The sequence below is a fragment of the Chryseobacterium camelliae genome, from assembly GCF_030818575.1.
GTDB lineage: Bacteria > Bacteroidota > Bacteroidia > Flavobacteriales > Weeksellaceae > Chryseobacterium > Chryseobacterium camelliae_A.
The window spans coordinates 1,480,333-1,501,659 of the sequence record NZ_JAUTAL010000001.1; the positions used below are offsets into that span (position 1 = coordinate 1,480,333).

Below are 21,327 nucleotides of genomic sequence, written 5' to 3' on the forward strand. Positions count from 1 at the left end.
AATAAGTATTCCAGCAGTAAGGTGAAAACAGTCCTGTTGTGCATTATTTTTGCTATGAACTCAAAGTTACAATACATAAACAACCGATCAGTACATATGAAGTTACCTGAAATTTACTACCGAAATCCTGATATCCTTTTTCTTGCCAAAGACCTCTTAGGAAAGATCCTGTATACGTGTACGGAAGGAAATATGTCTGCGGGAATGATTGTGGAAACTGAGGCCTATGGCGGAATAGCAGACAAAGCATCCCATGCATACGGCGGGCGGCGTACCGGCAGGACAGAAACCATGTACCAGAACGGAGGTGTCGCTTATGTATACCTTTGTTATGGTATCCATTACCTTTTCAATGTGGTTACTTCTTGGGAAGATGATCCTCAGGCAGTGCTGATCAGAGCTGTAGAACCTTTATCAGGACAGGAACTGATGCAGTTACGCAGGAATATGCAGGCTTCCAAACCGGCCATTTCTTCAGGACCGGGATCGGCAGCCAAGGCACTGGGAATTGACCGATCCCTGAACGGAAAAGATCTGACCGGAGATGAAATCTGGATTGAAGACCATGGAATTTCCTATGCTGCTGAGCTGATTGTTTCGGGACCGCGAATCGGGGTAGCGTATGCCGGGGAAGATGCGCTGTTAGCGTGGCGATTTTATGTCAGAGGCAACCGGTATGTCAGTAAGCCCAGAAGCTGATCAAAGCCATTACCACTAGGAATAATGATATTAATACAAAGAGCCGCTGGAAAATAATTTTTCAGCGGCTTTTATATCAAGTTTAATTGATGATCATTAAAGTTTTAAACTTTTTAAAAACTGATTACCCAATTACTCATTGATGTACTACATTTATTCTATTTACTTGAATCGTTGAGTATCTGCAAATCTTGTTCATCAAGACTTACATCCACTGCTTTAAACAAAGTATGCAATTGAGAATCACTGGTGGCACTTACAATGGGAGCGGTGACTGCCGGATTTGCCAGCAACCAGGCCAATGCAATTGAAGCCTGCCCTACCTGATGTTTTTCACTGATTTCGTCCAGCGCTTGTAATACTTTCATGCCTTTATCATTCAGGTATTTGTTCATGCCTCCTCTGGCACTTTTATCAAAGTCGGATTCGTCACGGTATTTACCGGTCAGAAATCCTCCTGCCAGAGAAAAATACGGGAAGACACTCAGATCGTATTCCTTAACCACCGGATTATAATCATTTTCAAATTTCTCCCTTTCCATGAGGTTGTAATGCGGTTGCAGGGCAACATACTTTGGCAGATTGTGCTTTTCTGCTGCTTCAAAAGACTCGCGGATCCGTTCCGGAGAAACATTGGATACTCCGATATACCGGACCTTGCCTGCCCTGATAATTTCATCGTAGGCTTCCAGCGTTTCTTCTACCGGTGTTTTATGATCATCGAAATGGGTATAATAAAGATCGATATGATCGGTACCCAGCCTTTTCAGTGATTCATCGACGGATTTAAGGATGTGTTTTTTGCTGATGTCAAAATCATGTTCACGGGTTTCAGAGCCCACTTTGGTTGCAATGATCATATCGTTCCTGTTCGAGCGGCTCTTCATCCATTTTCCTATGATTTCTTCAGACTGCCCTCCTTTTCCATTGACCCACCAGGAATACGTGTCTGCGGTATCAATAAAATTAAAGCCGGCATCAGCAAATCGGTCAAGAATTTCAAAAGATTGCTTCTCATCCAGGGTCCACCCGAATACATTTCCTCCGAAATTCATCGGCGCTACTGTCAGATCGGTATGGTTGATCGTTCTCTTTTTCATCCTATATTTTACTGATTAGACGTGGAATGATCACCCGGAACCTGTGCCTTCTCATAGATTAATCTTTCAGATTTCAGCTCTTTCCAGAACTCTGCTGGGATATCAGCGTGCAGGGCATCAACATTATCCTGTACCTGTTCAGGCTTACTCGCGCCCGGTATAATAGATACGAATTCGTCTGCTGCCAATACAAACTGCAGGGCTGCATGCACAATATTGGTATTGTATTTCTGTGCTATCGCTTTAATCCTGTCACGCTTTTCCGTCATACCTTTGGGAATAAGTTCTTTATAATTGTACCGGTTCCTGCCGGCTATAAATCCCGAATTGTAACCGGCTCCGGAAACCAGCTTCACGCCGGCTTTTTTTACGGCCGGCAATAAAACATCCACCGTAAAATCATGGTCAAGAATGGAATATTGCGTTGCAGAAAGGCATATGTCCGGATCCGCATTATCGATACAGTCGAGAATAGGTTCTATTTTATTGACGCCCATTCCCCAGGCTTTGATAACACCCTGGTCACGCAACTCAGATAGCACTTTGAAAGCTCCCTTCTTAGCCTGCTCGAGGAAATACGGATAACGGTCTCCCACCTGGTCTTCGGATAGGTCATGGACATAAACGATATCCAGACGGTCAAGTCCTGTCCTTTGCAGGCTTTCTTCAATCGATCTTTTGATCGCATCGGCGGTATAGTCGTGTTTGAAATCATAATTAAGCGGGTTCTGCCACATCGTTGGCGGGACATCCGCTTCCGGTACTTCGGTAAATATTCGTCCCACTTTGGTCGACAGAATAAAATCTTCCCTGTTTTTATCTTTTAAAAAAGAGCCGAATCTCCTTTCACTTTTGGTAAGACCATACCATGGCGAAGTATCGTAATAACGAATGCCTAAATCCCATGCTTTGCTGAAGATTTCATTGGCCTGTTCATCAGTAATATCTCCGAAAGCGGTTCCTATGGCGACTCCTCCAAGTCCAAGTCTGTGGTTTTCATTTAAAATTTCTGGTTTCATATTCTTATATTTAAAAATTTGGCTACTATAGGTCTGCAAACATCGTGCACATATGCAATATCAGAGATTTAATTTCATGTTTTTACCGGTCGTTTGGTCTTATTATTGAAGGAAATTAGGCACACCTAAGAATATTAATCATATGAAAAAGCATATCGTGATCGTAGGCGGAGGTTTTGCAGGAATTAACCTGATCAAATCTCTGAAAAACGATTCCAGGTTCCGCATCACGCTGGTCGATAAGAATAATTACCATTTCTTTCCTCCGCTGATCTACCAGGTAGCCACTTCTTTTATAGAATCGTCCAATATCAGCTATCCGTTCCGTAAAATGTTCTCCAATTATAAGAATGTGCACTTCCATATGGGAAGCCTTGAACGGATAGACCCTGCCGCTCATGTGCTGGAAACAGATACCGGAAATATAACCTACGATTATCTAGTCCTGGCATTGGGCACCGAGACCAATTTCTTCGGGATGGAAAATGTACAGCGCTGCGCCCTGCCTATGAAAACCATCGAGGAAGCCCTTTATCTGAGGAATTATATGCTCCTTACCCTTGAAGAAGCAGCCCGGAATAAAGATGTTAAAAAAGCAGAGAGATTACAGAATATTGTGATTGCAGGCGGCGGCCCTACGGGTGTGGAATTGGCTGGAATGATTGCAGAAATGGGACAGTATATTGCCCAGAAGGAATACCCGGAAATTAAAATGAGCCTTTCTAACCTCTATCTGATTGATGCGCTACCTACCCTGCTGTCCCCTATGAGCAAAATGGCTCAGGAGGATGCCTATGAAACCCTGACAAAGCTCGGGGTAAAGATCCTGCTGAACGTATCGGTAAAAGATTATGTAGACTGCAAAGTAATTCTCTCCGACGGCAGAACCATAGAAACCGAAACCCTGATCTGGACCTCCGGAGTGATCGGAAGGGAAGTAAAAGGGTTGCCGGAAGAAAGTTTGGGACGAGGCAGGAGGATTCTCACCGATGCTTATAATAAAGTACAAGGAACGGAAGATATTTATGCTTTAGGGGATATTGCGCTTCAGCTGACAGACAAAGAGTATCCGAAAGGGCATCCGCAGCTTGCCCAGGTCGCCATACAGCAAGGAAAAAACCTGGCAGTAAACCTGATCCGGATGGAAGAAAACAAGGAACTCAAACCTTTTAGCTACCATAATAAAGGAAGCATGGCCATCATTTCAAAATTCAGGGCCGTGGTAGATCTTCCTAAATTTTCCTTCAAAGGCTTTATCGCGTGGCTTACCTGGCTTTTTATCCATATTATTCCTCTGGTAACCTTCGGAAGTAAAATACGTTTGGCATTAGATTGGATGCGCTTATTTGTAACGAACAATCCTTCTATAAGGCTTATTTTAAGGCCCAAGAAAAATACCAGTAAGGATTAAAAACCTAATTGACCATGAACACTCAATAACATAAGAATATGACTATGAACTAACTTCTCCCATTACATACATGTTCTCCATCGTAGGAACTTCACTGCCACCTTTCTTTTCAAGGGTAATCGCAAAGGCCTGCGCCTGAGGTATCGTAGAGAGCGCAATTTTAGCATCTTTATCCTCTGAGTACATTCCTGCGCTTACAGGTTTACCCCCCTCTATAGCCCAAAGTTGGTATTGCATGCCTTCAGGAGCTTTAGGAAGCGTATCTGCGGAAAGGTATACTTCTTTTGTTTTAGTATCCCAAAAGACCATAGCTTTAGATTCGGTATGTTTTTCAACTCCTTTCAGCATGACCATTTTCATTTCAGGACTGGAAATCATATTCCACTTCTGCTGCATATTTTGCAGGGCAATGGCATTGTTTTTTTGCTGAGATTCAAGCTGTGCAATCTGTTTTTTACTCTCTGCGCGCTCATTCATCCAGAAGATGTTGGCGGCCGTACTTACAAGGAATAATGCCGTTGCAGCAACAGCATAGGTTTTCCAACCGCTTTTCTTTTCAGGAGCAGCTGTAAAGGTATCATTAACCGGTTTAATGTGATGTTCCGGTTGCTCTTCAGAAACAGCAGTTGCTGGAAGTTCGGTAATCTGTTCCTGCTGGATCTTATTCCAGATTTTAGATTTCAGATCGGCAGGTGGTGCGACAGCCTGAGCTGTAGCAAGATCTTCCAATATTTTCTGTGCTTCTTCAAATGCTGCTTTCACTTCAGCATTGTTCTTCATCACACACTCCAAAATGCTTGCCTCGTCAGGAGAAGCAAGACCTAGAATATAGGATTCTATGATTCCGGATGATATGTATTCTTTAGTATTCAATTTATTGGTAATCTTTTAGCAAGTCTTTTAATTTCATCAGTGCGCTTCTCATTTTGGTTTTTACAGTTCCCAACGGCATTTTCAGTTTTTCGGAGATTTCATTCTGCGTATATCCCTGGTAATAGGCCATATCAATAAGTTGCTGCTTATCTTCTTCAAGACTTCCGAGTATACTGCTGAATCCGATATGATCAGATGTATTATCCTGAACAGAAAGCTCTGCAGAATCATATACGAAATCCGGAAGCGATTGGTTTTTCAATTCGTTTTGAAATGATTTAGATTTTAAATAATCGATCGCTGTATTTCTTGCAATATTAATCATCCATGTATAAAATCTTCCCTTGCCGGCATCATATTGGGCAATGGAATTCCATATTTTAACAAAAACGTCTTGGATGATTTCTTCTGTATACTCTTTGGATTGTACGATCCGGAGGATAACCCCATACAAAGCGCCCGAATAATGGTCATACAGATAATGAAAACCATTTTCGTTTTTATCCTTAAGTAGAAGGATAAGCTGCTCTTCCGAATAGTAATTTGTTTTAATAAGTAAAGTATTTCCGTTCAAATGTAGTGAATAAAAATCACATCATGCAAAAACCGGGCAATCTTTTATATCGTACATAAATTTTGTAGAATTTAATTCAAGCGAAATGAAAAATATCCTTATAAAAGCAATAGCAATCGGTTTTTTGAATATTGCGGTTACAGCTACAGCACAAAATAATCACTTTAAAACCAATAACCCTTACTACTCTCGTACTGCCACCACTCCACTGAAAGTAAGCAATAGTGAATGGAAGAGAATCCTGAAGCTTGAACTGTATCAGGTGGCCAGAGAAGGCGCTACCGAAATGGCATTTACAGGGAAGTACAGCGAGTTTGATGAGAAAGGGACTTATTACTGCGCAGTCTGCGGCAATCCCCTCTTCGTGTCCACTTCCAAGTTCGCAACAACATGCGGATGGCCTTCCTTTTACCAGCCGATACGTAAGAACAGTGTAAAGTACAGAAAAGATACCTCTTATAATATGGAAAGAACGGAAGTTTTATGCGGAAGATGCGACTCCCACCTGGGACACCGCTTCGATGACGGTCCCAAACCCACCGGAAAACGGTACTGTATGAATTCCGTTTGCCTTGATTTCGTTCCGCTCAATAAAAAATAAAATTCTGTTTATCAATACTTTACATAAAATATAGGTGAAATTTTAAATAAAAGAAATCCGGATGAAAACCGGTCTCGTAAATGACAGTAAGAGCGAAAGCTCAGTAGAATAATAGTTTAACACATTAATACATTCAATAAAGATGAACACAAGAACAAAAATCACAGCTTTGAGCATGGTAGCATTATCATTCGTATTCAGCGGACATGTCAATGCTCAGATGTCAAAAGAAAAAACAGTAATGGTAGGTGGTGCTCCTATGTACCCTTCCAAGAATATTATTGAAAATGCGGTTAATTCCAAAGACCATAAAACATTGGTAGCAGCTGTAAAAGCCGCAGGATTGGTAGAAACTCTTCAGGGAGCCGGACCGTTCACCGTATTGGCACCAACGGATGCAGCATTTGCCAAACTTCCTAAAGGTACTGTAGAGACTTTGGTAAAGCCTGAAAACAAAGCAATGCTGACCAAAATCTTAACGTATCATGTTCTGCCAGGAAAATACAGCGCCAAGCAAATCTGGGCAGCCGTAAAAGCAGGAAACGGAAAAAGTATGATGAAGACGGTTGAAGGTGAAGAGCTTACTTTCTGGACTAAAGGCAAAGACCTGTATGTAAAGGATGCCAAAGGGAACAGTGCAAAAGTTACCATCGCTGATGTCAATCAGTCCAATGGTGTAATTCATGTTATAGATACGGTGTTGATGCCGTAAGAGTGGTTTGTTAATTGAAACAGCATAAATCCATTTTATGCTGTTTTTTCCATTATCGTTTACAATTGTACGGATCAGCTTTACCTTAATACAGACTGGTCTCAGCATACTTAACCATTAAAAATAATATTATGAAAAAAACGATCAGCGTGTCTAACCAGGGAGCAACTCTGGATACAGGCAGAAGAAACTTTTTAAAGCTCAGCGGTATAGGGCTTGCCATGGCAGGACTTACCTTGGTTGGCTGTAACGACGACGATTTCGAGGATATGAACGGAAAGGTTTTTGACCTTGGAAGCGGTGATGTAGGAGTACTGAACTATGCTTATGCTCTTGAACAGCTTGAAGCAGATTTTTATACTAAAGTAGTAAACAATTTCTATTCCGGCATTTCAAGTGTTGAAAAGCAGGTTTTCACGGATCTTTACAATCATGAAGTGATCCACAGGGATTTCTTCAAGGCTGCCATCAGCGGTGCGACATCCAATGTTCTTCCTACGCTTGAATTCCAGTATCCGAATGTAAACTTTAACAGCAGGGATTCTGTACTTGCTACAGCGAAGGCTCTGGAAGATACTGGTGTGGCTGCATACAACGGTGCCGGAAAATATATCACCAATGCAGCGTATCTGGTTATCGCAGGTAAAATAGTATCTGTAGAAGCAAGGCACGCATCAGCGATCAGGGACCTTATCAATCCTGGAACGGCAGCATTCTCCGGTGATGATGTCATTGATTCCAACGGACTGGATCTGGCGAAAGAACCAAAAGACATTGTTGCAGTAGCCGGCGGCTTCATAAAAACTCCTTTTACCTGGATAGAAAGAGGTATCATGTAATTAACCACCTTAAAAATCACTATTATGAACATTCTTAAATTACTCGATAAGCTTTCTGACGATCAGTTTTTTTCTACAGAAGCTACCAGATTGCAAACCATAACAAAAATATCGTCATTCGGAAAGAAAGCAGCTGTCGCTGCCGTTCCGCTAGGACTGGGAACTTTACTGTCTACCCCTGCAAAAGCAGCAGAGACTGAAACCACAGCCGCTTCTTCAACATTCCTGAAATCTGCACTTACAGATGCCCTTCAGCTGGCATTGGTACTGGAATACCTGGAAAATGAATATTACGCCATCGGACTTTCCACAGCCGGACTGATCCCAAATTCGGACAGAACGGTTTTCATGCAGATTTCCAAGCATGAATCTGCCCACGTTAATTTCCTGAAAAGCACATTGACATCCCTTGGTGTAACTCCGGGTGCCAAACCTACCTTTGACTTTACGGCCAGTGGTAATTTTACACCTTTTACCAACTACAACCAGTTCCTGATTCTTGCACAGGCATTTGAAGATACTGGGGTAAGGGCCTACAAAGGCCAGGCTGGAAACGTGATGTCCAACAAAACGGTCTTACAGGCTGCGTTGCAGATCCATTCTGTAGAGGCCAGGCATGCATCCCAGGTAAGAAGAATGAGAGCCAACAAGGGCTGGATAGAACTTGCCAATGGAGGAAATATGCCTTCAGCAACCAACCCTGTGTACAGCGGTGAAGATAATACCAACCAGGCGGGTTACAATACCGCAGCAGCATTCGGAGCAGCAGCAGGTTCCGCTTCATTTGACGAAATACTCACTGGAAGTGACGCTCAGGCAATAGCATCTTTATTTATTGTCTGATACTTTCATAATATTTAGGTGTGATCCTTTCCCGGTGTCCGGGGAAGGATTTTTATTCTGTGCATCAGTGATATTTGTAACGGTATGATAATATTCCTTACATTTACTGATTATAACAATTCGGTTACCCTAATTCTACGCAGGTGAATATTCATAACAGGAAGAAATATCTGAGCTTTCTTAAATTTAAAAGAGATTTTCAAAAGTACGGACTGGAAAAGGCACGCAGTTATGAGCTTGTGCTGCACTGGCTGAGCAACCGGCTAAGCAGGAATCAGTTCCTGATCCTATCGGGGATCATTGTGGGATGTACTGCAGGACTTGCGGGCGTCCTGCTGAAAACGCTTGTTCATGATATCCATTATTTTATCGTTAATAAAGTACACTTTGAATATCAAATCCTGTTCTATATTGTCTTTCCTTTCCTTGGGATCGTACTCACCACAATGGTGGTGCTTACCCTGTTCAAAGGACAGGATAAGAAAGGCATCGGCGCGATCCTCTATGAGATTGCGCAGAATTCAAGCATTGTATCTTCGGTAAAAATGTATTCACAGATCGTACAGAGTGCCATAACAGTAGGGCTCGGTGGATCTGCCGGACTGGAAAGTCCGATTGCAGTTACGGGAGCTGCCATAGGTTCCAATTATGCACAAACTTACCGGCTAAGCTATAAAGAACGGACACTTCTGCTCGCAGCAGGTGCTACTGCGGGAATCGCTTCGGCATTCAATGCACCCATTGCAGGAATTATGTTCGCTTTTGAGATCCTGCTAACCGGTGTTGTTTTCACGGATTTCATTCCCCTGGTCGTTGCAGCAGTCTGCGGAAGCCTTTTATCAAGGATCCTTTTGCAGGAAGATATTCTTTTCAGGTTTTATACCCGCGAAGCTTTTAATTATAAAAATGTTCCGTATTATCTTATCCTGGGTATAGTTACCGGGCTTTATGCTCGCTATTTCGTAATCATCTCCCAAAGGGTCGAGCATTTTATGAAGGGATTGAATATGTCACGCCTCCGTAAAGCAATGGTAGGCGGTGCCATCCTTTCACTGCTTTGCGTGCTTTTTCCGCCACTTTTTGGGGAAGGATATGAAACGGTCAAGGATTTTACCAACGGCGATACGATTTCCATCATTGAAAACAGCCTGTTCAAGTATTTCGACATTACGGACTGGACCGTCATTATGTTCCTGCTGATGATCGTACTCCTGAAAGCTTTTGCCACATCAATCACCATTTTCAGCGGCGGAAACGGGGGGAATTTTGCACCCTCCTTATTTGCCGGAGGCACGGTAGGTTTCTTGTTTGCCGTGATCTGCCGTAAGATAGGGTTTGAGGAAGTTCCGGTAACCAATCTCATCCTTGTAGGCATGGCCGGTGCGATGAGCGGTGTATTGTATGCTCCGCTAACCGCTATTTTCCTGATTGCAGAGTCCAGCTCAGGGTATGATCTTTTTATCCCTCTCATGATTGTTTCCGTTATCTCCTATCTGATTGCCAGATGGTTCTCTCCTATCTCTCCGGAACTGAAATCTCTGGCCGACCAGGGAAAAATATTTACTAACGAGCATGATAAAAACCTACTGTTCTCACTTAGGACAGAGGATTTCATTGACTATCATTCCCAGACCGTACCGGAAAATATATCCGTACCAGAATTGTTTGTACAGCTTAAAGAAGGAGACCGTAATATTTTTGCGGTCGTTGATGAAAATCGTGTTTTAAAAGGCATCTTCAGCATTGATGATATCCGTCCGTATTTATTTGGAAACAGCGATCTTTTGAAAAACATCAGTCAGATCATGAGGGCTCCGGCTGCGCTGATAAGCCCGGAAAGCAAGCCGCTGGAAATATTACAGGTATTTGATACTACAGGAGCATGGAACCTTCCTGTAGTAGACAGCAACAATGTATTTATAGGATTTATCTCCAAATCATCAATCCTGATGAGTTACAGGCAGCTTTTGAAAGAATATTCTAACTGATCCTCTTTTTGTTGCTGGACTGTACCCACTCATCTTTTCCGCATTTTCCGCATTGGATTTCGTCTCCTGCAGTCTTAAGCTCTGTATTGCCGCAAAATATGCAGGAATAATGCCCTTCTGACGGAACACGTGTATACGGATGATCCAGTGAATCTGGCATAATAGGAAGACCATATTTTGTTTCCTCAGGATCATAAAAAAAGATGCTGATTTCACCAGAAATCTCTACAATAGCTTCTTCCACCTGTCCCAGGTGGGAAATATTATTGATTCTTAATTCAGCAAAAAATTCGTCAATACCAAAGTTTTCCTTCCTGAAATCCCCGATGGAAAACTCTCCATTTTTGATCAGGCACATTGGTTTACCTTCCACTACTTTTTCAAAATTCTTGCTTTTAGCAATAAAAAAGGTAATGACGCTGTATAAAAAGATGATCACCACAAAAACGACCAGGGATGAAACAATTCCTACTTCTTTGTAGAACATGGGATCGCCTGCGGCAGAGCCGAGGCCGATGATGACCACCAGCTCAAAAACTGACAGCTGCTTTACCCCTCTTTTCCCCAGCAACCTCAATCCAAAGATAATCGCGAGAAACATGATGACGGTACGCAATACGATTTCAATCAGGAAAGGCCAGTCCTCCTGTCCGAGTAAAAGCTCTTTTAAGTTGAGCTGCAGAAGAAGTAATGATTGCATAAAGATTTTAAGACAGAAGTTCAAAAAATACGCCAATCAATAGCCTTTTTCAAGGCATTTCATTGTATTATTGCTTTGTTTAACCACCCTGGAACAGGTCAAGCACTTCAAGGATATTCCGATATAAAAATTCCAGTTTGTCCTCAGTAATGCAATACGGAGGTACCAGATACATGATATTTCCCAGCGGACGCATGATAATGCCTCTTACCAGAAATGCTTCATAAATCTTTTGCCTGTCATTACTGAAATAAGAAGCCGCCTGGCCGGATGCGAGGTTCCATGCTAAAACAGTACCGGTCTGCCTCACTTCTTCAGCAAGCGGATGGCTTTTCAGCACCTCTGCAAACCGGGCATGTTTCTCTGTAATCATCCTGATTTGCCTTTGTGTTTCTTCCAGCAGCAACAGCTCCATGCTTGCCAGCGCAGCGGTACAGGCCAAAGGATTGGCAGTAAATGAATGGCCGTGAAATAAGGTCCTGTGCTGGTCTTCCGAAAGGAAAGCATTAAAGATGTCTTCTGAGCAGCTGGTGATCCCCATCGGCATCGTGCCACCGGTAAGACCTTTTGAAAAACACATGATGTCAGGTTTTTCCGTAAGGTAATCTGCTGCGAAGAGCTTTCCCGTTCTTCCAAAACCTGTAAATACTTCATCCTGGATCAGAAGTATTCCATGCATCCTGCAGCATTTCATCAGCTGTGAAAGTTCTTCAGGATTGTGCATAAGCATTCCGGCAGCTCCCTGCACTAAAGGTTCATAAATCAGGCATATGGTATCATTAGCCATAGATTCAATCTGCGATAGGATATCCTTCATATTTCCGGGATTAGGCGGGTCTATAAATACCACTTCAAACAACATCTCCCCGAAAGGTTCTGTCCAGGTACTCCTGCCGCTTACGGACATCGCTCCAAAGGTGTCCCCGTGATAAGCATTCCGGAATGCCATGATTTTTTTCTTCCTGCTGCCCGAATTAAATGCATACTGGATGCACATTTTAAGGGCAACCTCAACGGCAGTCGATCCATTATCCGAATAGAAGGCTTTTTTCTGATTTCCGGGCAGAAGAGCAAGCAGGTTTTCCGCCAGTTTCACGGCCGGTTCATGGGTAAAGCCGGCAAAGATGACCTGTTCAAGCGTATGCAGTTGTTCAGATACCCTTTGGGCAATGTACGGGTGCGCGTGGCCATGCAGAGTAACCCACCATGATGATACGGCATCTATGTATTTTCTTCCGTCTTCGTCATACAGGTAAACTCCTTTTCCTCTGGTAATGGGAATGCTTTTTCCGGCTGTTTTCATTTGCGTATACGGATGCCAGATCACGGCAGTGTCTCGTTGTTGTAAATTGAGCATGGATGGCTAATGATAAATGATGATTGATGATTGATGATCGATGAGTAATGGGTAATAAATAGATGATATGATTTTGAAATCAGAATCCAAAATTTATAATCTAAAATTAATCAACTCTTACCTCTTCCCGCTTTCCCATCGGTTTCAGGCCCAGCGTATTGAGCAGTTGCATGTCTTCCGAAACTCCGGGATTCGGGGTAACCAGAAGGGTTTCTCTTTCACCTGTAAATATGGAGTTGGCTCCTGCCATGAAACACCAGGCCTGCTCAAATTCGGTCATCTCGATCCTTCCGGCACTAAGCCTCACCATTGATGACGGCATAACAATGCGTGCAGTAGCAATCATACGCACCATTTCCCAGGTATCCACTTTAGGATTTTCTTCCAATGGTGTTCCTGCTACCCTTGCCAGGGCATTAATCGGGACAGATTCCGGATGTTTTGGCATGTTGGCCAGTGTCAGCAGCATGGAAATACGGTCGGCATGAGTTTCCCCCAGTCCTATAATCCCGCCTGAGCAGACTGTAATACCCGCTTTCCGTACATTATTGATGGTATTGATCCTGTTATCAAAAGTTCGGGTAGAAATGATCTCTTCATAATATTGTTCTGAAGTGTCCAGGTTATGGTTATAGGCGTATAATCCCGCCTCCTGAAGCCTCACTGCCTGCTCTTCCGTGAGCATGCCTAATGTACAGCATACTTCCAGACCCAGGTCATTCACCCCTTTCACCATATCTATAACCCGGTCGAAATCTCTGTTGTTGCGCACTTCCCGCCAGGCAGCCGCCATACAGAAGCGTGATGAACCGCTGTCTTTTGCTTTTCTGGCATGTTCTAAAACGCTTTCAATAGAAAGCAGTGCCTGGACTTTGATATTGGTATGGTATCTTGCAGCCTGTCCGCAGTAGGAGCAGTCTTCAGGACATCCGCCGGTTTTGATGGACAGCAAGGTAGACATCTGTATTTCTTCAGGATTATGCCATTCCCTGTGTACTGTAGCAGCGCGGTAAACCAGCTGTAGTAGCGGTGAGTGGTAAATTTCCTCTATTTCTTGTTTGGTCCAGTCGTTTCTTAATGATGGTTTAGTATTCATAATTTTCAATAATTATTTTTTTTGCAGTATTATTAATAGATTCTCTGTCCGGATTTTCCATATCCGGGATTCTTATTATGCTCGTCTCCTTGGCAGTGTGATGAAGAATGATCCGTTCTGTATCGGGAGGGAAAGATCCGTTGAGAATCAGATGTTTTATGGGGATCTGGCATTGTGCTAAGGCCGCCATAGACAACAGCGTATGATTGATACAGCCCAGATAATTTCTGATGACCAGTGCTACCGGAATATTCAGTTCTGCGATAAGATCAATCATCAGGGCATCGTCAGAAAGCGGTACCATGAGCCCACCGGCCCCCTCTATGACCAGGGGATGTGAAGTTTCCGGAAGCCTGAAATCACTCAGGCGGATGCTCAGTCCTTCTTCCGCTGCAGACTGATGCGGAGATGCTGCCCGTTGTAAGCGGTATGTTTCAGGATGGAGGATCACATCCTCTCCTGCCCATTCTCTGATTTTCATGCTGTCGGTGTAATGGAGGTCCCCGGATTGTACGGGTTTCCAGTAATCTGCCTTATAATAAGCCGTAAGAATCGCAGAGCAGACGGTTTTGCCTACTTCTGTACCGATTCCAGTGATAAAAATTTCCATATTTTTTTGTTATGCTGATTCCCGTATTATTTCGCAAAGCCTGATGATTTCTGCTTCTGTGTTAAAGCTGTGCAGGCATATCCTGAGCCTTTCCGTGCCTTCTTTAACCGAAGGGCTGTACACAGCATACGTCAGGAACCCTAAATCAGCCAGATGTTTTTGTAATGATTTCAGTCGTTCTATATCCGGAATAATGACAGCCTGTACCGGACTGTCAGCCGCAGACGGCGTTACCAATCCCTGCTGCCTGAATACCCTGATGTTGTCTTTCAACGCCTGCTGAATATGCCTATTCTCTGAAAAAAAATTGTAAGCGGCTTTAATGCTCACCCACTGTACATCCGGGGATGAAGTAGTATAGATCAGCGGTGAAGCGAAATTGATCAGATAATTCCTGATAAGATCGGTACTTAACACGGCGGCTCCATGCATTCCTAAAGCTTTTCCGTACGTAATAACAACTGCTGCGACTTTGTCCTGTAACCCGTATTGTCCTACCAATCCATGCCCGAATACCCCGAAAGCATGCGCTTCATCCACAATCAGGCCGGCTCCGTAATTTTCCGCAAGGGCTGCTATCTGTTCTAAGGGTGCAAGATCTCCTTCCATTGAATATAAACTCTCAACTGCAATGAGGCAATTACCCGGCTTTTGCTCTAATATTTGCTCTAAATGACCGGTATCATTATGTCTGAATCTGATCTTTTTTGCAAAGGAAAGCCTGGAGCCGTCATGGACCGAACGGTGAATCTGTTCATCCGCGATGATGATATCATGCCTGCCCGGCAGAGAAGAGTACAGCGCCAGGTTAGCCTGGTATCCGGAAGAAAACAGCAAAGCGGATGAAAAGCCATGTTGCCGGGCAATATACTTTTCAGTTTCGGTGAGGTAAGCTGTATTTCCACTGATCAGCCTTGACCCCGTACTTCCTGACAGGCATTCAGGATGTTGTGAGATTTCCATCAGGATGAGCTCTCGCAGATCTTTGCTGCGTGCGAAACCAAGGTAATCATTGGAATAAAAATCAATGCCCTCAGCTTTAGGATTAAGCGTCCTGAATGTACCGTTTTCAATTCTTTTACCAAGTTCTTTCTGCCAACGTTTAAGCATAATGATGATCAGTGATTTCCTGGCCGATGGAATTCAGCCATTCACGGTGCAGTTCTTCTTCTATTTTTACGATGCAATCAGCATGGTCTTTCCAATCAGCAGAGAATCCACAAAGCTGGCTGATCATTTCTTCCAGATGGCCCTCTTCTTCCAGTATGATGGATTTTACCATGATTCTCGAATTATTTTCAGTAAGGATTTGCTGATAGACCGGATAGAGCTGGTCTGCCCGGACTTCTATAGCATACGTGACAAAAAGGTAGGCAGCATATCGTAATTCATCGGGATTAAGCTTGAAATGATGAAGAAGATAACGGCAGGCCCTTATATCAAGAGCATGGAGATAGTGCCTGGTGGCTGTAGCCGCAAGCAGTTCATGGCTTTTGTAGGTCATGCACAGTTCAGCATTAAGTTTACCGATCTGCTTTTTGAGGTAATAGGCATGCCGGTGTTCTTCTGCGGCATGTTTCAGCTGGATGAGGCTTACTTCGGAAACATGTTCACAGGCCGAAATTTTTCTGGCACCTGCATTTTCCATAAAAGAAAGGGTATTGAGCCATCGTGCATGAATAGTATGGTCAGAAACTATTTTCTCTAACAGGCTATGTAAATCCATAGTTTTTTATTTTGTTTTCAAAAGTAGTATATTGCCGGATGGTTCAACAGTGCCAGTTTTAACATTATGGATAGTCCGGTTACCGTCCCTTATACCAGTTTCATTAATATAGACCGAAAATCTAATGCTCCCGTATATATGCAGATCAGCAACCAGCTGATCAATGCCATTCAAAGAGGGATTCTCCCGGCCGGTACCAAACTTCCCGGTACACGTTCGATGAGCCAGCTTCTTACGGTACATAGGAACACAATTGTTGCCGCTTATGATGAACTCCTGGCCCAGGGATGGATAGAAAGTGTGCCTAACAAAGGTACTTTCGTTCATGGAAGTGATCCGGAAACACAAAACCCCGACATAAATTTCCAAAAGAATGACCTTCAACGGTACCCTAAAACAACCGGGTTTACCTTTAAACATTCAAGTATCCTGGATAACCCATTTGAAAAGTCGGGATGTGACTACATTTTCAATGATGGTATTCCGGACATCAGGCTGACACAGATCGACCAGCATTCCAGGATTTACAGCTCTATCCTCAAACGCAAAGCCCATAAAATCAACCAGTATAATCATGACGGGAGTGAATTCTTCAAAGAAAACCTGTCAAGATACCTCAACCTTTCCAGGGGTCTTCCCATCAGTAAAAACAACCTGTTGATCACACGCAGTACAGAAATGAGCATCTATATCGCTTCTCAGATCCTGCTGGCTGAAGGTGATGTGGTACTCGTAGGGGAACTGAGTTATTTTTCTGTTAATATGATTTTCCAGCAGTCGAAAGTCGCCATACACCGTGTACCAGTGGACCGCGAAGGAATTGATGTGGGGGCTGTACGAGAAATCTGCAGCAGGCAAAAAGTGCGGATGCTCTACCTGACGCCCCATCACCATTATCCAACCACAGTTACATTGAGCGCACAGCGCAGGCTGGAGCTTCTCCGCCTTGCAGCAACTTACGGTTTCATAATTCTGGAAGACGATTACGATTATGATTTCCACTATGACAAATCCCCCATCCTGCCTCTGGCCAGTGCAGATACTTCCGGCATGGTCATTTACATCGGTTCATTCGGAAAATCTCTGGCACCAGGATTCCGTACGGGTTTCATCGTTGCACCGGAAAACCTGATGGATGAAATGCGCAAATACTTGGGTATTATAGACCGACAGGGTGACATCCTGATGGAACAGGTTTTAGGCGAAATGATAGCCGAAGGTGAGATTCACCGATACCTGAAAAAATCGGTTAAAGTATACCGGGAAAGGAAGGAGGCATTCACTTTGCTGCTGGAAGAATATTTAGGAAATTATATTCAATTTGAGCAGCCGTCCGGCGGATTAGCCATTTGGGCAGAATGGAAAGCCCCTGTTAACCTCATGCAGCTCAGCCGTCTTTGTGCACAGAATAATCTGTTTATTCCCAAAACGCTGCTTTACCAGAACAGGAATCTCACCGCTATGCGATTAGGTTTCGGCAATCTTAATCAACAGGAGATGGAGCACAGCGTGAGGATACTCTCAGAATGTGCGGCAGACCTGATCTGACCAGCTTCAATAAATCTGTGCAGTTTGGCTACCACTCATATTTGTCTGAAAAAACTGCCTGATTAAAGAATCAGGCAGGTATATTTGATCTTAAATATAATAATTATTCCAAGTTTTTTTTCATCATCAGGTCGGTCTGTTCATTATCTCCGAGCCTGAAGATATGTTTTTCAAATTCGTAAAAGCCATTTTTACGGTAAAAACTGAGTGCTTTGTGATTTTCTTCCCAGACACCCAGCCAGAGGTATGATTTCTGAAGCTCATGGGCAACATCAAGCGCCTTTGCGTACAACAGCTGCCCTATCTTTTTGCCCTGATGGCTTTTTTTTACATAGATCCGTTCTATTTCCAGGGCTGCTCCGTCCTGAAGCTCAGTCTGGGCGGCCCCGGAATTCAGTTTGAGATATCCAACGGGATGGCCTTCTTCCCAGGCGATAAAAAAATGAGAATCAGGATTGCTGAGCTCGGAATGTATTTTTTCCGTAGCAAAGCTTTCTTCCAGATATTTTTTCATTTGTGCTTCATCATTGCTTTCTGAGAACGTTTCCGCAAAGGTCTGCCTTCCTGTCTGCTGTAAGATTTCGATATCTGCTACAGAAGCCTTCTTTATGATCACTGACATTACACGTTTACTTAATCAAACAATATTTTTTTAAAAGCTACTGACGCCAAATGTACCTGTACTGCCCAGTCTGTTGCGGCATCGCTTCCGGCATCATCAGAAATGTATTTCAGGCAGACAAAAGGGATATTGGCTTTCTGAGCAATCAGTGCAAGAGGATATGCTTCCATATCCACAATATTGTAAACGGTTTCGGCATAGTTCATCTCAAAACTGTCGCCGGTCCCGCAGATGCCCTGAGGCAGCCGATCAACAGGCAGACCATATTCTAGAATAGGCGGAACTCCGGAGAGCGGTGTTTCATACAGGGCAAAGCCCAGCCCTCTTACATCCATATCCCGCTGGATGAATTTTGTACAACAGACTACTTCTCCTTTATGGAAGCCTTTGCTGCCTGCCGAACCCAGATTGACAATCAGGGAAGGTTTCCTGCTATGAATCTTTTCGGTAAGGGCCATTGCTGCATTTACTTTTCCTATGCCTGTGATCAGTTTATGGGTATGGTCAAATTCTTTTCCGGCTTCAGAGTCCAGAGCAAAAACAAACAGGGTTTCCGAAACGGGAAAATGAAGATGTTCATTTATTCTTATCATCGTACAAAATCTTACATACTACATTCATCAGTGTCACAGGTTCCGCCCTGTGCCGAAGGACTGCCGGATCCTGTTTCTTCATAGGTCTGCTGAAGGGCATCCTCAAAAAGGGCTGTCGGCTGGGCACCGGAAACTGCATATTTGCCATCCAGAATAAAGAAAGGAACGCCCCTTACATTATGGTGTTCCGCTTCCATTAAATCCTGATCTATTTGTTCGTCAAACTGATGGGATGTCACGGCTATTTTGGCTTCGTCCCTGTCGATACCTACCGATGATGCTATACTAAGGAGAACTTCCGTATCGGCAACATTTTTACCCTCCGTAAAATGAGCGCTGAACAGTGCTTCTTCCGTTTCAGATGAGCAGTGATACTTTTTTGATAAATGCAGCAGCCTGTGTGCAGGATACGTATTGGTAATCTGAACATCGTTGAAGTTAAAATCGATCCCTGCATTTTTACCGGCCTGGGTTACCTGGGAAATCATCTGCTCGGCCTGCGCTTCGGCAAAACCTTTTTTCTGTTTAAAATAATCAAGTGTGCTGATGGTTTTTGCGGGATCTAAAGTCCGGTCCAACTGGAAACTCTTCCACTCCACATCAACCTCATCTCTGAACGGCAGTTTTTCCAGTGCCGCTTCAAAATTCTTTTTACCGATGTAGCAAAACGGGCACATCACATCAGACCAGATCTCTATTTTCATGCCATGATATCATTATTTAAAATATCAAATTTAGCCCAAAAATTCCATACCTGCGAATGATATTGTAATTGTTATCCGATGTTCACTTCCTATAAAACAGCCTTTAATAAGTGAAAACGGCAGCACAAATCCGTATTAAGGATTTATGCTGCCTTCTTTATCTGACATTCAGGACAGTGTCCCGGGATTATAATGAACTATAAATCGTTAAACCATTTGTAAATATCCATTTCCGAAGGAATAGAAAGTTTTTTTCTCAGCCTGTTCTTACGGTTCTGGATGGCTTTAGGAGTTACAAATGTATAGGTCGCTATTTCCTTTGTCGTTAAATTTAACTTCAGGTAGATACAGAAAATAAGTTCAGAATTCTTAAGATTAGGCTGTATAACAGATATTTTTTTGAAAAAATCTGGATAAACCAATCTGAATTTATTCAAAAGGCGTGGGGAATTGTCCTTGGCCAGTGTAATAATTTCATCTTGAACAAAAATTTTCTGGTTTAAATCTTCCAAACTGAATTCAGGTTTTTCGTTTTTCATAATGTTTTTCTCATCTCTACTAGTTCTCGCAGTTTTATCCTCTAAAATAAATCCGCTTTTCTCTTGATACCTCTTCTGTTTCTTCATGAATACAGGCAAGGGGTACATACTTCATCTGACATTAATTTCACATTCTATCACTATTAGTTTCTTTATCTGTTATTGAAGCTAACTCCTCTCTGGAATGAAAATTCCGGAATTATAAGTGAAGACAAAGAAAAAAAAAATGATTAGATTTTTGTTAAATTAAAATACCACATAGGTACCACGCGTCCTGTCGAAACCTCACAATTCTTTAATTTTGATGATTTTTTAGCATGTGACAGTCATTATTTTTTTAATTATACAAATGTATTTTAATCGGAGTTTATTTTTTATGATTATGATCAATGTTTATTAATTTGTTAAATATATACACGAAATTCATTAAAAAAATTCATAACATCATATTTTGTGGTAGATTTGTGGTATGCTTTTTTATGGTTATTATTGTAAAATGTTATTTCTTTATTATTAGGTTCTGAAACGTATCCTGCTGAACAACCTTTTTTATCAGTTGTAATCGGGAAAGTTAAGAAAAAGTACACATCAAACCCATATTAATAGTAAAAACAATAACCAATCATAACTCATTATGGACATTCACCTATTACATACCAGTTTCTGGACGGCTCAAAAAATCGAAAGCACTTATATCCTCAGTATAAAAGATAACATCAGCATTATTGCTGCATTTAAAGATTTTATGATCCGCCAAAAGATTCATTCCGGCTGTATTTCGGGTATGGGCCTGGTTAAGGAGGCCCGTTTGCGCTTACATGATCCATTTTCAAAAAAGGCTATTGATGCGGCTACAAAAGATATCATGGAAGTTCCCGAAATTTCCGGTACCATCAATCATAATGGAGAATCAGCAGAAATTCACCTGAATGCGAGGCTTACCTCAAATGACACCAGCCTTTCCGGCCGCCTTATTGATGCCAAAGTATATGACAAAATGGAATTTATCATTCATCCTCCTAAAACCGTTATTACTATCTTTGACGACGGCGATCCGTTCTGCAACTGATCTTTCGGCAGCCTTTACGCTAACTTACCTGTTTCATATATTAAAATAATACTAATTTTCACCCTCCCGTTTGGTTATCTGTATGTTAATTTTTAACTTGAAGA

The 21,327-nt window shown here is 42.6% G+C and carries 23 protein-coding genes; 9 read left to right on the forward strand and 14 right to left on the reverse strand.

Translation table 11 applies throughout. The features are described from left to right. Positions 1-96: 96 nt before the first annotated feature. Positions 97-699, forward strand: coding sequence for a DNA-3-methyladenine glycosylase (locus tag QE404_RS06675; protein ID WP_307448258.1), 603 nt, complete (start codon positions 97-99; stop codon positions 697-699). A gap of 158 nt (positions 700-857) precedes the next feature. Here the strand turns inward: QE404_RS06675 and QE404_RS06680 are convergent, their stop codons facing one another. Continuing rightward, positions 858-1,799 carry an aldo/keto reductase gene (locus QE404_RS06680; protein WP_307448260.1) on the reverse strand — a complete coding sequence of 314 codons (942 nt, stop codon included), beginning with the start codon at positions 1,797-1,799 and terminating at the stop codon, positions 858-860. An 8-nt stretch (positions 1,800-1,807) separates the two neighbouring features. Continuing rightward, positions 1,808-2,818 carry an aldo/keto reductase gene (locus QE404_RS06685; RefSeq protein ID WP_307448263.1) on the reverse strand — a complete coding sequence of 337 codons (1,011 nt, stop codon included), beginning with the start codon at positions 2,816-2,818 and terminating at the stop codon, positions 1,808-1,810. Positions 2,819-2,960: 142 nt separating this feature from the next. On the opposite strand from QE404_RS06685, the gene QE404_RS06690 reads away from it, so the two are divergent. Continuing rightward, on the forward strand, positions 2,961-4,229 hold the full coding sequence (locus QE404_RS06690) for an NAD(P)/FAD-dependent oxidoreductase (protein ID WP_307448266.1): 1,269 nt from the start codon (positions 2,961-2,963) through the stop codon (positions 4,227-4,229). Between the two features lie 42 nt (positions 4,230-4,271). On the opposite strand, the gene QE404_RS06695 is transcribed toward QE404_RS06690, so the two are convergent. Then, a complete protein-coding gene (locus QE404_RS06695; RefSeq protein ID WP_307448269.1) occupies positions 4,272-5,102 on the reverse strand; it encodes an anti-sigma factor in 831 nt (276 codons plus the stop codon). Between the two features lies 1 nt (position 5,103). After that, positions 5,104-5,676, reverse strand: a complete 573-nt coding sequence (locus QE404_RS06700) for an RNA polymerase sigma factor (protein WP_307448271.1) — start codon at positions 5,674-5,676, stop codon at positions 5,104-5,106. Between the two features lie 85 nt (positions 5,677-5,761). Between QE404_RS06700 and msrB the strand changes: the two genes are divergently transcribed. The 5 genes from msrB to QE404_RS06725 all read left to right on the forward strand — a co-directional run bounded on the left by msrB (position 5,762) and on the right by QE404_RS06725 (position 10,659). Next, positions 5,762-6,277: a peptide-methionine (R)-S-oxide reductase MsrB gene (gene msrB, locus QE404_RS06705; RefSeq protein ID WP_307448275.1), complete on the forward strand. Its 516-nt coding sequence runs from the start codon at positions 5,762-5,764 to the stop codon at positions 6,275-6,277. A 142-nt stretch (positions 6,278-6,419) separates the two neighbouring features. Next, positions 6,420-6,989, forward strand: a complete 570-nt coding sequence (locus QE404_RS06710; RefSeq protein ID WP_307448277.1) for a fasciclin domain-containing protein — start codon at positions 6,420-6,422, stop codon at positions 6,987-6,989. Positions 6,990-7,120: 131 nt separating this feature from the next. Next, positions 7,121-7,828 (forward strand): ferritin-like domain-containing protein, encoded by a 708-nt coding sequence (locus QE404_RS06715; RefSeq protein WP_307448279.1) that lies wholly within the window; start codon positions 7,121-7,123, stop codon positions 7,826-7,828. Between the two features lie 24 nt (positions 7,829-7,852). Further along, positions 7,853-8,671, forward strand: a complete 819-nt coding sequence (locus QE404_RS06720; protein ID WP_307448282.1) for a ferritin-like domain-containing protein — start codon at positions 7,853-7,855, stop codon at positions 8,669-8,671. Between the two features lie 143 nt (positions 8,672-8,814). Continuing rightward, entirely contained in the window at positions 8,815-10,659 is a 1,845-nt protein-coding gene (locus tag QE404_RS06725; RefSeq protein ID WP_307448285.1) for a chloride channel protein, read from the forward strand. On the opposite strand, the gene QE404_RS06730 is transcribed toward QE404_RS06725, so the two are convergent. From QE404_RS06730 to QE404_RS06755, 6 genes are all read right to left on the reverse strand, one after another. After that, positions 10,652-11,359: a DUF421 domain-containing protein gene (locus QE404_RS06730; RefSeq protein WP_307448288.1), complete on the reverse strand. Its 708-nt coding sequence runs from the start codon at positions 11,357-11,359 to the stop codon at positions 10,652-10,654. The genes QE404_RS06725 and QE404_RS06730 overlap by 8 nt on opposite strands. Positions 11,360-11,438: 79 nt before the next feature. Continuing rightward, the gene (gene bioA, locus QE404_RS06735) at positions 11,439-12,716 is read right to left on the reverse strand and encodes an adenosylmethionine--8-amino-7-oxononanoate transaminase (RefSeq protein WP_307448290.1); all 1,278 of its coding nucleotides are present in this window, start codon (positions 12,714-12,716) and stop codon (positions 11,439-11,441) included. A gap of 106 nt (positions 12,717-12,822) precedes the next feature. After that, the gene (gene bioB / locus QE404_RS06740) at positions 12,823-13,812 is read right to left on the reverse strand and encodes a biotin synthase BioB (RefSeq protein ID WP_307448293.1); all 990 of its coding nucleotides are present in this window, start codon (positions 13,810-13,812) and stop codon (positions 12,823-12,825) included. After that, the gene (gene bioD, locus QE404_RS06745; RefSeq protein WP_307448296.1) at positions 13,802-14,422 is read right to left on the reverse strand and encodes a dethiobiotin synthase; all 621 of its coding nucleotides are present in this window, start codon (positions 14,420-14,422) and stop codon (positions 13,802-13,804) included. Before bioD ends, bioB begins: the two co-directional genes overlap by 11 nt. Positions 14,423-14,431: 9 nt before the next feature. Then, positions 14,432-15,532 (reverse strand): aminotransferase class I/II-fold pyridoxal phosphate-dependent enzyme, encoded by a 1,101-nt coding sequence (locus QE404_RS06750; RefSeq protein ID WP_307448298.1) that lies wholly within the window; start codon positions 15,530-15,532, stop codon positions 14,432-14,434. Further along, the gene (locus QE404_RS06755) at positions 15,525-16,148 is read right to left on the reverse strand and encodes a hypothetical protein (RefSeq protein WP_307448300.1); all 624 of its coding nucleotides are present in this window, start codon (positions 16,146-16,148) and stop codon (positions 15,525-15,527) included. Before QE404_RS06755 ends, QE404_RS06750 begins: the two co-directional genes overlap by 8 nt. 66 nt (positions 16,149-16,214) lie before the next feature. Here QE404_RS06755 and pdxR point away from each other — a divergent pair, with 66 nt between their 5' ends. Further along, positions 16,215-17,696, forward strand: a complete 1,482-nt coding sequence (gene pdxR / locus QE404_RS06760) for a MocR-like pyridoxine biosynthesis transcription factor PdxR (RefSeq protein WP_307448302.1) — start codon at positions 16,215-16,217, stop codon at positions 17,694-17,696. A 103-nt stretch (positions 17,697-17,799) separates the two neighbouring features. Here pdxR and QE404_RS06765 read toward each other — a convergent pair whose 3' ends face one another. From QE404_RS06765 to QE404_RS06780, 4 genes are all read right to left on the reverse strand, one after another. Continuing rightward, positions 17,800-18,318 carry a GNAT family N-acetyltransferase gene (locus tag QE404_RS06765; protein ID WP_307448305.1) on the reverse strand — a complete coding sequence of 173 codons (519 nt, stop codon included), beginning with the start codon at positions 18,316-18,318 and terminating at the stop codon, positions 17,800-17,802. A gap of 11 nt (positions 18,319-18,329) precedes the next feature. Further along, positions 18,330-18,911: a 5'-methylthioadenosine/S-adenosylhomocysteine nucleosidase family protein gene (locus tag QE404_RS06770; protein WP_307448308.1), complete on the reverse strand. Its 582-nt coding sequence runs from the start codon at positions 18,909-18,911 to the stop codon at positions 18,330-18,332. Between the two features lie 11 nt (positions 18,912-18,922). Continuing rightward, positions 18,923-19,615: a DsbA family oxidoreductase gene (locus tag QE404_RS06775; RefSeq protein ID WP_307448310.1), complete on the reverse strand. Its 693-nt coding sequence runs from the start codon at positions 19,613-19,615 to the stop codon at positions 18,923-18,925. A gap of 197 nt (positions 19,616-19,812) precedes the next feature. After that, positions 19,813-20,154 (reverse strand): helix-turn-helix transcriptional regulator, encoded by a 342-nt coding sequence (locus QE404_RS06780; RefSeq protein ID WP_307448313.1) that lies wholly within the window; start codon positions 20,152-20,154, stop codon positions 19,813-19,815. 634 nt (positions 20,155-20,788) lie between these two features. Here QE404_RS06780 and QE404_RS06785 point away from each other — a divergent pair. Beyond that, on the forward strand, positions 20,789-21,223 hold the full coding sequence (locus tag QE404_RS06785) for a PCC domain-containing protein (RefSeq protein ID WP_307448315.1): 435 nt from the start codon (positions 20,789-20,791) through the stop codon (positions 21,221-21,223). The last annotated feature ends 104 nt before the right edge of the window (positions 21,224-21,327 follow it).